The sequence below is a fragment of the Bifidobacterium sp. ESL0775 genome, from assembly GCF_029395475.1.
GTDB lineage: Bacteria > Actinomycetota > Actinomycetes > Actinomycetales > Bifidobacteriaceae > Bifidobacterium.
In genome coordinates, this window is sequence record NZ_CP113917.1 from 1,309,568 (window position 1) to 1,325,248 (window position 15,681).

General features: G+C 58.7%; 10 protein-coding genes. 1 reads left to right on the plus strand and 9 read right to left on the minus strand.

Going from position 1 to position 15,681, the window contains the following annotated elements:
- Positions 1 to 15 precede the first annotated feature (15 nt).
- The 4 genes from metF to OZX73_RS04815 all read right to left on the minus strand — a co-directional run bounded on the left by metF (position 16) and on the right by OZX73_RS04815 (position 5,658).
- Positions 16 to 867 carry a methylenetetrahydrofolate reductase [NAD(P)H] gene (metF, locus tag OZX73_RS04800; protein WP_277148052.1) on the minus strand — a complete coding sequence of 284 codons (852 nt, stop codon included), beginning with the start codon at positions 865 to 867 and terminating at the stop codon, positions 16 to 18.
- A 78-nt stretch (positions 868 to 945) separates the two neighbouring features.
- On the minus strand, positions 946 to 3,285 hold the full coding sequence (gene metE / locus OZX73_RS04805) for a 5-methyltetrahydropteroyltriglutamate--homocysteine S-methyltransferase (RefSeq protein WP_277148054.1): 2,340 nt from the start codon (positions 3,283 to 3,285) through the stop codon (positions 946 to 948).
- A gap of 206 nt (positions 3,286 to 3,491) precedes the next feature.
- On the minus strand, positions 3,492 to 4,709 hold the full coding sequence (locus tag OZX73_RS04810) for a tRNA (adenine-N1)-methyltransferase (protein WP_277148056.1): 1,218 nt from the start codon (positions 4,707 to 4,709) through the stop codon (positions 3,492 to 3,494).
- 76 nt (positions 4,710 to 4,785) lie between these two features.
- Entirely contained in the window at positions 4,786 to 5,658 is an 873-nt protein-coding gene (locus OZX73_RS04815) for an ATP-binding cassette domain-containing protein (RefSeq protein WP_277148058.1), read from the minus strand.
- Positions 5,659 to 5,747: 89 nt separating this feature from the next.
- On the opposite strand from OZX73_RS04815, the gene OZX73_RS04820 reads away from it, so the two are divergent.
- Positions 5,748 to 5,924, plus strand: coding sequence for a hypothetical protein (locus OZX73_RS04820; RefSeq protein WP_277148060.1), 177 nt, complete (start codon positions 5,748 to 5,750; stop codon positions 5,922 to 5,924).
- Between the two features lie 140 nt (positions 5,925 to 6,064).
- Here the strand turns inward: OZX73_RS04820 and glgA are convergent, their stop codons facing one another.
- From glgA to hemW, 5 genes are all read right to left on the minus strand, one after another.
- Positions 6,065 to 7,288, minus strand: a complete 1,224-nt coding sequence (gene glgA / locus OZX73_RS04825) for a glycogen synthase (RefSeq protein ID WP_277148062.1) — start codon at positions 7,286 to 7,288, stop codon at positions 6,065 to 6,067.
- A 57-nt stretch (positions 7,289 to 7,345) separates the two neighbouring features.
- A complete protein-coding gene (locus OZX73_RS04830; RefSeq protein ID WP_277148065.1) occupies positions 7,346 to 7,798 on the minus strand; it encodes a tripartite tricarboxylate transporter TctB family protein in 453 nt (150 codons plus the stop codon).
- A gap of 70 nt (positions 7,799 to 7,868) precedes the next feature.
- Positions 7,869 to 9,410: a glutamate synthase subunit beta gene (locus OZX73_RS04835; RefSeq protein ID WP_277148067.1), complete on the minus strand. Its 1,542-nt coding sequence runs from the start codon at positions 9,408 to 9,410 to the stop codon at positions 7,869 to 7,871.
- Positions 9,410 to 13,996: a glutamate synthase large subunit gene (gene gltB / locus OZX73_RS04840; RefSeq protein ID WP_277148069.1), complete on the minus strand. Its 4,587-nt coding sequence runs from the start codon at positions 13,994 to 13,996 to the stop codon at positions 9,410 to 9,412. Before gltB ends, OZX73_RS04835 begins: the two co-directional genes overlap by 1 nt.
- Before the next feature lie 175 nt (positions 13,997 to 14,171).
- Positions 14,172 to 15,626 carry a radical SAM family heme chaperone HemW gene (gene hemW, locus OZX73_RS04845; RefSeq protein WP_277148071.1) on the minus strand — a complete coding sequence of 485 codons (1,455 nt, stop codon included), beginning with the start codon at positions 15,624 to 15,626 and terminating at the stop codon, positions 14,172 to 14,174.
- Between the last annotated feature and the right edge of the window lie 55 nt (positions 15,627 to 15,681).

The following is a 15,681-nucleotide window of genomic DNA, read 5'->3' on the forward strand; positions in this document are numbered from 1 at the left end:
CCTGCTGTTCCGATATCATTCCTTGACTTGGAACAATGGCCCGACGTTCGCCCAAATCCGGCGAGCGAGTGTGGGACGATTCATCGTATAGAGGTGGATGCCGTCAACGCCATGCGCAATCAGATCGACAATCTGCTCGGAGGCGTAGACAATGCCGGCCTGCTGCAGGCTTGGCACATCGTCGCCCCACTTGTCGACGAGCCGTTGCACGGCCACGGGGATCTTGGAACCATTGCGTTTGGTCATGTTGTTGATCGAACTGACACTGCGCACCGGCATGATTCCGGCCTCTATCGGCACGTCGACGCCTTTGGAACGCGCCAGGTCGAGGAACCGGTAGAAATCATCGTTGTCATAGAATAGCTGGGTGATCAAGTGGGTGACGCCGGCGTCCACTTTCTTTTTGAGGTTGTCGACATCCTCTTCCAGACATGAGGCCTCAAGGTGGCATTCCGGGTAGCAGGCGCCCATGATCTGCATATCGGGGTCGTGCTCGCGGATATAGGCGGCCAGGTCACTGGCGTGCTCGAATTCCCCGCATGGTTCATTGCCTTCGACATAATCGCCTCTTAACGCCAACACGCCGAAGACGCCGGCCTTGCGGAAGAGGTCCAACGCCTCATCCACCGAAGCCTTGTTGCTGTAAAGGGCGGTCAGGTGGGCCACGACCGGGATGTGATAGTCGTGATTGATGGTACGGGCTATCCTGGCGGTCTTGAGCCGATTGGCATGGCTGCCGTGACGGTAGGTGACGGAGATGAAATCGGGATTCAAACCCTCAAACCCGTCAAGCGCATCATAGATGGTGCCGACCGGGGCGTGCGGTTTGGGTGGAAATACCTCAAGGGAGAAAATAGGCGAATGCATGACTGTCTCCTATGACAAATCGTGTGGCCGGCATCGGTTTGCTTGATGTCGGCCACACGTAGGAAGTACTGATCTTACTTAGTTACGCGAGGCCGGCGAACCATCGGCGAGTTCGGCGCGGACAGTCTTGGCGGCCTCGACCATGTGCTCGAGGCTCGGCCAGGTCTCCTCGTTGCCGCGGGTCTTCAGGCCGCAGTCGGGGTTGATCCAGACGCGGCCGGCGTCGGCCTTCTTCAAGATGGCATGGATGCGGTCGACCAGTTCCTTGGTGGATGGAATACGCGGCGAATGGATGTCGTAGACGCCAGGGCCGACCTCGGTCTCGAAATGAGCGTCGTGGATGGCGTCGAGCACAACCAGATCGCCACGGGAGGCTTCGAACGAGATCACGTCGGCATCCATGTTGTCGATGTCCTTGATGATGTCGTTGAACTCGGAATAGCACATGTGGGTGTGGATCTGCGTGGTCGGTTTGACGGCGGAGTGCACGAGACGGAAGGCGGGAATCGCCCAGTCAAGGTACTTCTTGTGCCAGTCGGAGCGGCGCAGCGGCAGCTTCTCGCGCAGCGCGGCCTCGTCGATCTGGATGACCTTGATACCGGCGGCCTCGAGGTCAAGCACCTCGTCGCGGATGGCCAGCGCCAGCTGCTGGGTCTGCAGCTCGTTGCTGATGTCCTCGCGCGGCCAGGACCAGTTCAGGATGGTCACCGGGCCGGTGAGCATGCCCTTGACGACGTGCTTGGTGCGGCTCTGCGCGTACTTGCTCCAGCGAACGGTAATCGGCTCGGCGCGGGAGACGTCGCCCCAGACAATTGGGGGCTTGACGCAGCGGGTGCCATAGGACTGCACCCACGCGTTCTTGGTGAAGAGGTAACCGTTCAAATGCTGACCGAAGTATTCGACCATGTCGTTGCGTTCGAATTCGCCGTGGACAAGGACGTCAAGGCCAATCTGCTCCTGATGGGCGATGACCTGATCGATTTGTGAGGCGATGAAATTGTCGTAGGTCTTCTGGTCAATCTCGCCCTTGCGAGCCTTGGCACGCATGGAACGAATCTCGCGGGTTTGCGGGAAGGAGCCGATGGTGGTGGTCGGCAGTTCCGGCAGATTCAGTTCCTCATGCTGAACTTTCCTGCGCTCGGCGCGGGCAGGTTGACGCACGAAGTCCTTTTCGGTGAGCGCAGCGAGGCGCTTGGCGACGGCCGGATCTTCTGCCACGCGGCTGCCGTCGAATAAGGCCTGGTTGGCGGCCAGAGCCTGCGAATCCTTGCGGGCGGCGTCATCAGCGTCCGCCAGTTTGACCACATCGACCAACTCGCCGAGCTTCTCGACGGCAAAGGCGAAGTGCTTGCGCACCTCCGGCTTGAGCCCCGTCTCGCCTTCCGTGCTGAACGGCACATGCAGCAACGATGAGGCGGTGGAAACCGCGACGTCACTGGTCTTGGTTTTCAGCGCATCGAGCAGACCAAGGCTTTGCGCGTAGTTGTTGCGCCAGATGTTACGGCCGTTGATGACACCGGCGAAAATCGTGGTGTTCTCGGCGACTCCGTACTTTTCGATGGCTGTGAGGTTCTCGTCGCGTCCTTCGATGAGGTCGAGACCAACGCCGTCGAACTCAAAGAGGTTGACTGTCTCGTAGATGTCGGCGATGTTGCCGAAATAGGTGTTGAGCAGCACCTTGACATTCTTGCCGTCAGCCGCGGAACGGGCTGGCAGAACGGCGGAATAGAGCGCCTTGAAGAGCTCGACGTCACCATCTTCTTTGTCAAGCACCAAATACGGCTCATCGAACTGCACCCATTGCGCGCCAAGCTCGGCGAACTTGCGGAGGATCTGCGCATAGACACCGGAAACCGCGTCGACCAGTCCGCGGTCAAGCTCGAGCTCTTCGGCCTGCGGGTTGCGGGCCAGCTTGAGGAAGGTATACGGGCCGATCAGCACCGGCTTGGTGAGGATGCCTTGGGCCTTGGCCTCGTTGAATTCGTCGAACGGTTTGGTGGAGTTGAGCTTGATCTCGGTCGAAGCGTCAATCTCGGGAACGAGATAATGGTAGTTGGTGGTGAACCACTTCTTCATCGGCAGCGCGGTGACGTCGCCTTCCGGCCCCTGATAACCGCGGCCCATCGCGAACAGGGTGTCCTCGGGATTCTTAAAGGAAAGACGACGATAACGCTGTGGCACCGCGTTGAGCAGGATGGCCGTGTCGAGCATCTGGTCGTAATAGCTGAAATCGTTGCTGGGGATGAGCTCGACTCCCGCATCAGCCTGCAGCTTCCAATGGTCGGCCCGTAGCTGCTTGGCAGTGGAGCGGACATCATCGAGGCTGGACTTGCCCTTCCAGTAGCCTTCGATGACCTTCTTCAATTCTCGGTCGCGCCCGATGCGTGGGAAACCGGAAACCGATGTGAGAGCTGACATAATTCCGCCAGAGATTGACAAACGACTACCGAAATCCTATCAAACAATCCCCGTTCAAAGGCCATCAAGCCACTTAGGGTGTCGTTATAGATTGCGTTTATATACAAATTTAGTATTGCAAAGGCAATGCGCTTAAAAATGCATCGGCGTATAGCACGATGACATTCGATATTCGGACATTCCGATTATCGATTATTGACTGTTGATTACCACTCAACGCTTTCAGGGTCAATCTGATGCAGCTGGTCACCGAGGTCCCTCAAGACTTTGCGCAGCTTGTGGTCGCTGATGTCACGAAGCTCGAGATCCGCCAAGCGGGACTCGCGTTCTTCGTCGGTGAGGGAATCGATGTCGGTGACGGTGTCTTTGGTGGCGCGGTCGCGCTTGTGCAACGCCTCAAAACCTTGAGCCATGGCACGGGTGACGATGAGGAACCCTGTGTGTCCGATCATCTGGTGGTCGGGACGCACGGCGAGGCCTTGCGCCTTCCAGGTGCGCTCGAACGTCTCCTGCACTTCCGGCTCAGTCCAGCAACCCGCCTCACGCAACGCCTCACAGAAACGAGACATCTGCGTGGTCGTAGTGATGTAGACGATGAGCACGCCACCGGGAGCAATGACCCGATAGGCCTGTTCAAGCCGGTTCCATGGGTCGAGCATGTCGAGCACGATACGGTCGAACGGCAAAGTCGAAGACTCATTCGCATTCACAGCAGAATCATTAGACGATTCCGCTAGCGCATTTTTAGCGTCACGGAGGCCTTTCAACGGAGCTGAAGATAGTACCGTATCTTTTTCGGCGGCTTCACCCTGAGATTCAATACTTTCGGAAAGCTTTGCTGCGACGGTATCAAAATCACCGGTCAGTAGATCCCACCAATCCGGGTGTTTACCGTAATACAAAGTCGCGTTGGCCTCGGCTATTTTGGCGAACTCCGGTCGCATCTCGATGGTGGTCAGGTGGCCGGACTCCCCCACGGCGTCAAGCAGATTGAGACTCATCGCTCCGCTGCCGGCACCGGATTCCAGCACATTGAGGCCACTGCGGATATCGCCAAGCTGGATGACCTGCGCGATGTCCTTCGGATACATGATCTGCGCGCCACGGGGCATCGATAGCACGTAGTCCGCGAGACGTGGCCGCATGACCGTGTAATCCCAGCCGCCGATGGCACGCGCCGCCTTCCAAAGTTTCGGTTTATCGTGCCCCGGGGTGCCACCGCTTACTTGCACCTCACGTTTTGAAGTAACGGTAGTGACGACAATGCCTTCGGTGGCACCGATAACGTCATCGTGCAAGATGATGCCATGGTCAGTCTGGGTAGAGCCACCGGCTACGAGTTGGTCGGTGATCTTCTTGCCTTTTCGGTCCGTGAACTGGACCTTTTCACCCGCTTGCAACGCACCGCGTCTTGGCATATCCATGCTCTTTCCATTGATGACATACTCACTGGGACTTATGGTCTCATATCATCTCGATGAAGCAGGAATCGTGCCGAATCTAATTCTCGACGGCGTAGGCCGACCAACGGCCCTGGTCGTGGGTCACCTTGAGCGGCAGACCGAAGATATGGCTCAGGCGTTCGGCGGTGAAGCCATGCTCAAGATCACCAGTGTAGATGATGGTGCCCGGCTGCGGGTCGGCACCGGCCACGTTGTCGGCGTGGGCGTCGGTCTCGTTGCCGGCCATGCGCCCCATGATGGCGACATGGTCGAAACCTTGCGGAATCTCCTCGAGCCGGTGCGTCACCAAAAGAACCGTGCGGTCGGTATCGTGACGGCCAATATCACTCAGCGCACGCAACGCAAGCTCACGGCCACCCAAATCGAGACCGGTGGTCGGTTCGTCAAGAATCAGCAGATCCGGATCGCCCATCAAGGCTCGACAAATCAAGACGCGTGTGCGCTCGCCTTCGGAAAGCTTGAACATCTGCTTGCCTTCGAGGTATTCGATGCCGAACATAGCCATGAATCCGCGGGCCTTGTCGTAATCGGCCTGTGTGAACTGCTCGCGCCAACGGCCAGTGGTGGCGGTGAGCGCCGTCAGGATGACGTCAAGCGGGTCCTCGTCATTGGGGAACGAACGCGACAATTCAGCCGAACTCAAGCCGATACGGTTGCGGTACGAGAAGACGTTGACCTTGCCAAGCCGATTACCGAGAATGTCGACAGTCCCCACCGAGGGGAAACCACGGGTCGCCATCATGGCCACCAAGCTGGATTTTCCGATGCCGTTTGGGCCGAAGAGCACCCATTTCTCGCCTTGCTTGAGATCGAGGTTCACATCGGTCAGAATGACGCGACGGTTCCTACGAAATTCCACATTGCTCAGTTTCAGCGCCGAAACAGCCTCGCCCATCCTTCGTCCCTTCATCGTGGTCACGCGTTTGATTACGCGAATTGTTTCCGTGTTCACAGACTAATCCGGAAACGCCGCCAAACCCGTCATGATTCCATATTTTGATGGAGGCAGACGATGTGTCAGGTAAGGAAGCTGGCCACCAAAAGAATCACGGCAAAGAAATACAGGCAGCAGCCGACGACGATTTTGAGGGTATGGAACGATTTGCTTTTACCGAACGCGGCAGAAAGGCACAGCGCGGTCGCCACTGCAGCGACTACGAAGATACATACGTATAGCACGTACTGGAACATGTCATACCTTTCCTGTCAATTCAGTTTGCAAATCCTGTTCATCGACATCCTGGCACCAAAGGCCATTCAACCGTTGCCGCGATATCAAACTTAACATTCTCATGACAAATGACCAAAACGAATCTTCATGACAATACCTGGCGATAGACGTCCATGGTCTCGTCCGCGATGCGTTCCCAACTGAATTCGTCGCGTGCGCGCCTATAGCCCGCCTCGCCCATTTCCTTGGCGCGTTGCGGGTCAGCCATGAGCTTGTCGATGGCCGCAGCCATGTCACGCACGAAATCATCTGGATGGATGGGGGTGCCGCTGCCGTCATGTTCCTGCTCAATCGGTATCAGATATCCGGTCACACCGTCTAGGACAACTTCGGGAATACCGCCGGTCGCGCTGGCGACCACCGGCAGACCGCAGGCCATGGCCTCAAGGTTGACGATGCCGAGCGGCTCGTAGATGCTCGGGCAAATGAACGCGTCGCAACCGTGCTCCAAGGCGTTGAGTTCCGGACGTGGCAGCATCTCTTCGATCCAGATGATATTGCCTCGTTCCCGCTGAAGCTGCGCGAAATCGGCGCGCACCTCATCTCCAAGCTCCTTCGTATCCGAAGCCCCCGCACACAAAACGACCTGGATATCCTTGCTGATGAGATGAATCGCCTTCAACAGATAGGGCAAGCCCTTTTGGCGGGTGACACGACCGACGAAAAGCAACGTGGGTTTGCTGCGATCGATATGGTAGCGATCGAACACCTTCCAGCCAGGATCGTCGGGACCCGGCATGCTGAAGTCGGCTATGGTTATGCCATTGTGGACAACGCAGATCTTCGCGGGGTCAATCGCGGGATACGCCGTCAGGATGTCCTGTTTCATGCCGTTCGAAACGGCGATGACCCGATCGGCATGGGTGAAGGCGTCACGTTCGGCCCAAGAGCTCAGATTGTATCCGCCGCCCAACTGCTCACGTTTCCAAGGACGGAATGGTTCGAGGCTGTGGGCGGTGACGACGAGCGGAATCTCATGCAATTGCTGCGCAAGCCTGCCAGCCAAGCAGGCGTACCAGGTATGGGCGTGGACGATGTCAGCTTCGACATCATTGGCCATCTGGAGGTCGATGCCGAAGGTCTGCAATGCCAGATTGTCGTGCGCCAGTTCACTGGGTACGTCATAACCGACCACACGCAGAGAACCGTTGGCCACATCGGGAATTTCATCGGGTTTCCTTGGCCCGTCAAACGCGCGCACCGTCACCTCGGCGCGCTCCGCGAGCACCTTGGAAAGCTCCTCGACGTGTACGCCGGCCCCACCGTAGATATGCGGCGGATATTCCCGTGTCAGCAAATCAATCTTCATACGCGCCAATCAACCTTTTCAAACCACCGTCAGCATGGCTCATGGGCAACGATCCAATCAGATGGCCGTGCCGTTGGCGTCGAGGTTCGGGTTGTGCCGATAATTGCCGGCCGTGAAGAACAGGCTCAACACGCCGACGACGAACACGATGGAAACCGTCAGGATAAGCCACATCGGATGCTTGGGAATCCACATGAGGATGGCGAAGGCGATGCCGGAAACAATGATGAGCACCCAGCTCAAGATGCGGAACCACTGGTGCAGCGAATGCGGGGCCTTCATGACCTTCGGATCGCTGTAATTGGGATCGAGGTTCTCCTGCTTCGGGGCGAGGGTCTCGGCCTTCGGCTTCCATTCGGTGCCGCCATTCTCTTCCAAACGACGGCTGCGCTCCTGCAACGAATACTCGTCGATCAACCCACCACGGCCACGGTTCTGCGGCTGGTTCGGTTGCGGCACCCCTTTGCGGTTCTGCCTGGCTTGTGCCCTGCGTTCGGCGCGATTCGGCATCTCGGTTCCTTTCGGCTTTGGATTGCTTCTATACCTCGATTTTAACCCGAACCCTGCCAAGCCCGAGGACTCAGACTTTCGGCAATGCCATCGGCCGTTGCGTCGAGACAATCGGGGCGGGAAGCTCCGTGGTGCCGTTGAGGAATCGATCAACGGCGGAGGCACAGCTTCGGCCTTCCGCTATCGCCCAGACCACAAGGCTTTGCCCACGGCCGGCGTCACCGCAGACGAAGACACCGTCCTGGCTGGTCTCGAATTGCTTGTTGCGGGCCACGTTGCCGTGCCCGTCAAGCTCGACCGGCAGTTGATCGAACAACGTCGAAGTATCGGGATGGAGGAAACCTGTGGAAATCAGGACCAGATCCGCGTCGATGACCCGCTCGGTGCCCGCGACATGCTCGCGTCGGCCGTCTGCCGTGCTCGCGACGTCAACAACCTTCACGCCGGTGACATGGCCGGATTCGTCGGCTACAAACCCGCTGGCCAAACCAGTGTCATCCAGCGTGACGCGCTCGGTTTCGGCGACTTCCTCGACTCCGGTGAAGCTGACCGTATCGGTGTTGTATTCGTAGGTGCCGCCCTCCTCCATCGAGGTGGTGGGCTGGTAGAGGCGCGCGTAGGTGGGCCAGGGCTGGTTGTCGGGGCGAACGCTTGGCTCCTTGGGGTTGATCTGCAGCACGGTGATGCTGGTGGCGCCTTGGCGGATGGCGGTTCCCAGGCAATCCGAACCGGTGTCGCCGCCGCCGATGATGACGACCTTCTTGCCGTTGGCGTCGATGTTGTTGACCGGTTCCTTGCCTTCGCAACGACGGTTGGCGTCGGGCAGGAAGTCCATGGCGAAATGGATGCCGTCGAGCTCGCGGCCCGGGACGTTGATATCGCGCGGCACGCCGGAACCGATGGCGACGACCACCGCGTCGTAACGCGAACGCAGCTCGTCCCAACTCAGGTCCTTGCCGATCTCCATATTGGTGCGGAAGACTGTGCCTTCGGCCTCCATCTGCTCGATGCGACGGTCGATCAGATGCTTGTCGAGTTTGAAGGACGGGATGCCGTAGCGCATGAGGCCGCCGATTTCATCGTCACGCTCGTAGACGACGACGGTGTGGCCGGCACGGGTCAGCTGTTGCGCGCAGGCGAGGCCGGCAGGGCCGGAACCCACGATGGCGATGGTCATGTCGGTCAGGCGTTGAGGCGGCATGGGTTTGACGTAATCGAGCTTCCACGCCTGGTCGATGATGGTCTGCTCGTCGGCTTTGATCATGGTCGGCGGCTGGTGGATGCCAAGCACGCAGGCCTGTTCGCAAGGCGCGGGGCAGATAAGGCCGGTGACCTCCGGGAAATTGTTGGTCATCGAAAGCCGCTGGTAGGCCTCTTCCCATTGGCCTTGGCGTACCAGATCGTTGAAGTCCGGGATGATGTTGCCAAGCGGGCAACCGGTCATGCAGAACGGCGTGCCGCAGTCCATGCAGCGCGCGGCCTGTTCCTTGGTCCAAGGCTCAAAACCTAACTGGGCATGGACGTCTTTCCAATCGTGGATGCGCTCGGCGACAGGGCGATCCTGCGCCTCGTGGCGCGTGCGTACCTTCAGGAATCCTTTGGGGTCGCTCATCAGTCCACTCCCTCCATCACATGCTCGTAGACATCGTCCCACGTTCCGGGGGCGTTGAAATCGACGTGGTTGGCTTTGGCCTCTTCCATGGCCGCGCTCATCGCGACGAACTGCTTGGGCACGACATGCGTGAAGCGCGAACGCGTCTCATCCCAATCATCTAGCAAAGCTTGCGCGAAAGCGGAACCTGTTTCCTCGGCATGCTTCTTGACCATTTGATGAACATGCTGGGCTTCGGCATCATCCAATGGCTCGAAAAGCAACGAACCAGATTTGACGGCTCCCGGATTGACCTTATCCATATCCAGGTCGAGCACATAGGCGTGGCCTCCGGAGAAGCCTGCGCCGAAGTTGCGTCCGGTTGGGCCGAGCACCACGACGGTGCCCCCGGTCATGTATTCGCAGCCATGGTCACCGACGCCTTCCACAACGAACGTCGCTCCCCCGTTACGTACGGCAAAGCGTTCTCCGGCACGTCCGGCGACATACATCTCGCCGCTGGTAGCGCCGAAACCGGTGACGTTGCCGGCGATGACGTTGGTGTGCGGGTCGAAGTTGAGCGCTCCGTCTTCGGGTCGTACAATGACGCGCCCGCCGGAAAGCCCCTTCGCCGCGTAATCGTTGACCTCGCCATAGATGCGCAACGTCTCGCCACGCGGGATGAACGCGCCGATGGACTGGCCGCCGGAACCGCGTAGGGTCATGTCGATGGTGTCGTCTGGCAGACCTTTGGCGCCATAACGCTTGGTGACCTCGTAGCCGACCATCGTGCCGACGGTGCGGTTGACGTTGCGAATCGGCAGGTCGAGACGCACCGGTTCGCGATTGTCTAGTGCGGGCTTGACAAGCTCGACAAGCCTGTTGTCAAGCGCCTTGTCGAGCTCATGGTTTTGCGGGATGGTCTGATGCAGAATCGTCCCAGGTGTGGGCCCGGACTGGGCCAACACGTTGGTCAGGTCGATGCCATTGGACTTCCAGCGTTCCACCGCTTCGTCCTGATCGAGGCACTCGACGTGGCCGACAGCCTCCTCAAGGCTGTGGAAACCGAGCTGCGCCAAGAGCTCACGCACCTCACGGGCGATGAACATGAAGAAGTTGACCACATATTCGGGCTTGCCAGTGTAGCGTGCGCGAAGCTCGGGATCCTGCGTGGCGATGCCTTGCGGACAGGTGTTGAGATTACAGGCGCGCATCATGACGCAGCCTTCGGCCATGAGCGCCGTGGTGGCGAAGCCGAATTCCTCGGCGCCGAGCAACGCGGCGATGACCACGTCACGGCCGGTCTTGAGCTCGCCGTCGCACTGGACGACGATGCGGGAGCGCAGGCCGTTGAGGATCAGCGTCTGCTGGGTCTCGGAAAGGCCGATCTCCCAAGGGGTTCCGGCGTGCTTGATGGCGTTCAACGGGGCCGCGCCCGTGCCGCCGTCAGAGCCGGAGATGAGCACCACGTCGGCATGGCACTTGGCCACGCCTGCCGCAACGGTGCCCACACCGAATTCGGAGACTAGCTTAACATGGATACGCGCCTTGGGATTGGCCATCTTCGCATCGTAAATCAGCTGTTTCAAGTCCTCGATGGAGTAGATGTCGTGATGAGGCGGCGGCGAGATGAGCTCGACGCCTGGCGTGGCGTGGCGCACGGTGGCGATCCACGGCGGTACCTTGGCTCCGGGCAGGTGACCGCCCTCTCCGGGCTTGGCTCCTTGTGCGAGCTTGATTTGCAGGTCGGTGGCGTGTACGAGGTAGTCGCTCGTCACGCCGAAACGAGCGGAGGCGATCTGCTTGATGCGGCTGGAACGCAACGGGTCTTCGATGCGGTCGTCTGATTCGCCGCCCTCGCCGGAATTGGAACGCGCCCCGATGGAGTTCATCGCAATGGCCAGCGTCTCATGCGCTTCCTGCGAGATGGAACCATAGCTCATCGCGCCGGTGGAAAACCGCTTGACGATCTCGCTTTCCGGCTCGACCTCATCGATCGGAATGGGCTTGCGGTTGCCGGTGAATTTCATCAGCCCGCGCAACGTCATCAACCTGTTGGATGTGTCATTGACATGTTCAGAATACTTCTTGAACAAACCGTAGTCTCCGCGCTCGGTTGCCTGTTGCAGAAGGAACACGGATTCGGGGTCGTTCAAGTGGTCCTCGCCGGTTCTCCTCCACTTGTATTGGCCTCCGATGCGCAACCGACGATGCGGGGTCGCCGTCCATTGGTTCGGATAGGCGACGCGATGTCGGATGGCGACTTCCTCGGCGATCTCGTCAAGGCCGATGCCGCCGACACGCGAGGTGGTGCCGGTGAAGTATTTGTCGATGACGTCTTGGTTTAAGCCCACGGCTTCGAAGAGCTGTGCACCTCGATAGCTCATGATGGTGGAAACGCCCATCTTGCTCATGATCTTCAAAACACCCACGGAAAGCGCCTTGCGCAGGTTCTCCACACCGGTTTTGGCATCGACGTCGAGGAAGCCGCCTCGCGCCAGATCCTCGACGGACTCGAAGGCGAGGTACGGGTTCACGCAGGCCGCACCATAGGCAATCAGCAGCGCGACATGATGGATCTCGCGCACGTCGCCGGCCTCGACAGCCATCGAGACCTGCGTACGGGTGTGGGTGCGCAGCAAGTGATGCTGGACGGCGCTGGTCAATAACAGCGAAGGAATCGGACCCCAAGTATGGTTGGACTCACGATCGGAAAGCACGATGAAGTTCTTGCCCTCGGCGATGGCATGGTCGACCTCGTCAAAGATCTCCTCAAGGCGGGCCTCAAGCGCCTTGCCGCCACCAGCGACCTGATAGAGGCCATGGACAACGAACGGTTTGTAATACCCACCGAGCACCTTGGCTCGGTCAAGACGCTTCAGCTGGGCCATCTCGTCGGAATCGATGACCGGGTTCGGAATGACAATCTTCTTGGCGGAAAGTTCCAGGTCCTCCAGCAGGTTGGGTTCAGGGCCGATGGCCGAGGCCAGCGAGGTGACGATCTCCTCGCGTTCCCAGTCCAGCGGCGGGTTGGTGACCTGTGCGAATTTCTGGGTGAAGTAATCGAACAGCATGCGGCTGTTCTTGGAAAGCACCGGCTGCGGCGTGTCGTTGCCCATCGCGCCGATCGGCTCCTTGCCGGTGTTGGCCATCGGCCTCAAAAGAATCTTCAGATCCTCCTGCGTATAGCCGAAGGCGCGTTGACGGCGGACGACGGAAACGTTGGAATGACGGACGTGCTCACGTGCCGGCAGATCGCTCAGGCTCACGGCATTGCCTTCGATCCATTCGCGATAGGGATGTTGCGTGGCGAGCTGGTGCTTGATTTCCTCGTCCGATACGATACGTCCCTCGGCGGTATCGATAAGGAACATCCTGCCCGGCTCAAGGCGCCCTTTGGCGACGATATGCTCCTGCTCGGTTTCCGGCAGCACACCGGCCTCGCTGGCCAATACCACATAGCCATCGTCGGTGACCTGCCAACGTCCGGGACGGAAGCCATTGCGGTCGAGCTGGGCGCCGACCAAAGTTCCATCGGTGAAGACGATGTCCGCCGGTCCGTCCCAAGGCTCGATCAGAGAATTGTTGTATTCGTAGAACGCCCGCACGTCGGCGTCAAGCGTATCGTCCTTCTCCCAGGCCGGCGGCAGCATCATCAGCACCGCGTGCGGCAGGCTGCGCCCGGCCAGATGCAAGAGTTCGAGGCATTCATCGAATGTGCCCGAATCAGAATAACCGGGAGTGGCAATCGGCAACAGCGGCTCGAACTCCCCCAAAAGTTTGCTGCTGAGTTTGCCTTCGCGGGCGGAAAGCCAGTTGCGGTTGCCCTGGATGGTGTTGATCTCGCCGTTGTGCGCTATGAGGCGGAACGGCTGGGCCAGCGGCCAGCTCGGGAACGTGTTGGTGGAGAAACGCGAATGGACGATGGCGATGGTCGTCTTCACTTTCGGATCATTGAGATCCGGGAAGAAACCGGTCAGCTGCATCGTGGTGAGCATGCCCTTGTAGGTGATCGTCCGTGCGGAAAGCGAGGCGAAATAGACACCGGCCTCGTGCTCGGCCCGCTTACGGACACGGAAAGCCTTGCGGTCAAGTTCCAAACCACCCAACGACTCCTGGCCATCATGCTTTGGTGAGGACATGACCAGCATTTCGAACGCTGGCATCGAGGCCAGGGCCTGCAATCCCAGCCCGTCCGGATTAGTCGGCACCGCGCGCCAAGCGAGGACCTCCAAGCCTTCTTGCGCCACGATATCGGCGATCTGACGTTTCTGCTCGCTCGCCGCAGCCAAATCGCGGTCAAGGAACGCAATGCCGGCGACATAATGACCCGCCTCAGGCAAATCCGCCTCAATGACCGAGCGCATGAACTCATCCGGCATGGCCAGCAGGATTCCAGCACCGTCGCCGGTGTTTTCCTCGGCTCCCACGGCCCCGCGGTGGTTCAGGTTGACGAGCACCTCGATGGCGTCGTCGACAATCTTGCGTTCCGGCCGACGATTCAAAGTGGTGACCATGCCGACACCACACGCATCATGCTCCGCCGCTGGGTCGTACATACCTTCCGGGCGATGAACCGTCAAATCGAGTGGGGTCTTAAACGTCACCACAATCACCTCTAACTTCCGATAACCAATACTCAGTTACGAGTGCTCTCATAGATTAGCGGTACGTCATGTCAGGAATGTATCGATGTCCATTTTCAGATAAAATCTTCCACATCGTGGACATCATCACTTTCGATGACCAATAGCTGCAAGAGCTTTCGTCTAATTATTTCGGCTACCAACCGCAGATATCGAGCACCTGTTCGATGACGGTGTCGTTAAGCAATCTCCCACGCAATGTCGGCACGATGCGGTCATCCTGGTGAATCTCGATTAAACCAGAACGCTCGATTTCTTTGAGCCTTGCACGGTCAACGACGTGCCCAGACGCCTGGTCGATTCTCGAAATATCAAGCCCTTCACGTAGACGCAACCCAAGCATCACCGTTTCTTCAAGGTTCTCCTCGTGGGTGATGGCTTCGCTCCCTTGCCACGGGACATTACCGGCGTGCATCGCTTCCGCCCACTTGCGGGGATGGGCGATGTCCCAAGCACGCACTCCAAACTGGTTGGCATCGGATTTGATGCTATTTTCGGACTCAAAATGAGCATTGTCACCTTGATTTCCGGCATCGTCCGGAATCGTCGGCTTTCTTGGCACCAGGTTCGTTCCTGACCCGTTCGCTTCGGCCTTACCTTGATACGTCAGTTCATTCACTACGGCATTCGGAAGATCTCTTTGATCCTCTTTTGTATTACTCTTGGTCTGAACAGTGTCTGTTTTCCGAAATCCATCCTCATCGATATCGCGAGCGCCGGAAACCGCATGTTCCTGCCACGCGCCGACGTTCGAAGTCCGGTAGTGCGAATGCGCCCCAGAACCGATGCCGGTCCAATCGACGTTGCGCCAATAACCCAGATTGTGACGGCTCTCATAGCCAGGCCGTGCCCAGTTAGAGATTTCATACCACTGCAGACCGGCCTGTGCGAAAAGCTCATCGGCGATCTCATATTTGGCCGCTTCGTCGTCATCATCGGGTTTGGCGATGGTACCGGACTTGATTTGCCGGCCCATTTTCGTAGTTGGTTCGACGGTCAACGCGTACGCCGATATATGGTTGATGCCAAGTTCGATGGCGGTCTCCACGGACTTGCGCCAGTCTTCCATGCTTTCGCCGGGCGCCCCGTAAATAAGGTCCACGCTGGAACGCAAACCGACTTTGTTCGCCGCTTTCACTCCTGCGGTGACATTGGCAGGGGTATGCGTACGATCGAGCGTTTTCAACACATGAGGCACGGCCGACTGCATACCGAAGGAGATACGGGTAAACCCGGCCTGCGCCAACGTTTCCAGATATCGTTCGTCCACCGTGTCGGGATTGGCCTCGGTCGTGATTTCCGCGCCGTCATCGATACCCCACGTTTCCTGGACCGCATGGAGCATGCGCCCAAGGTCGATTGCGGGCAACAGTGTCGGTGTCCCTCCCCCGAAGAACACCGTCGAAGCCGCCGGCTCATCAATCCCGTGCCGGTCCTGCCACTCCTTGACAAGTCCTATCTCGTCGGCGGCAAGGTTCGCGTAATTGCCACGCGACGCGCCCCCGCCCATATCGACGGCCGTATAGGTGTTGAAATCGCAGTACCCGCACCTCCGGTAGCAAAACGGCACATGAACATAAACCTCGAACATAGCCTTTACCCTAGCGGCAGCCCCTTCCAGACATATGTCGAGAAGGGACTGCAAT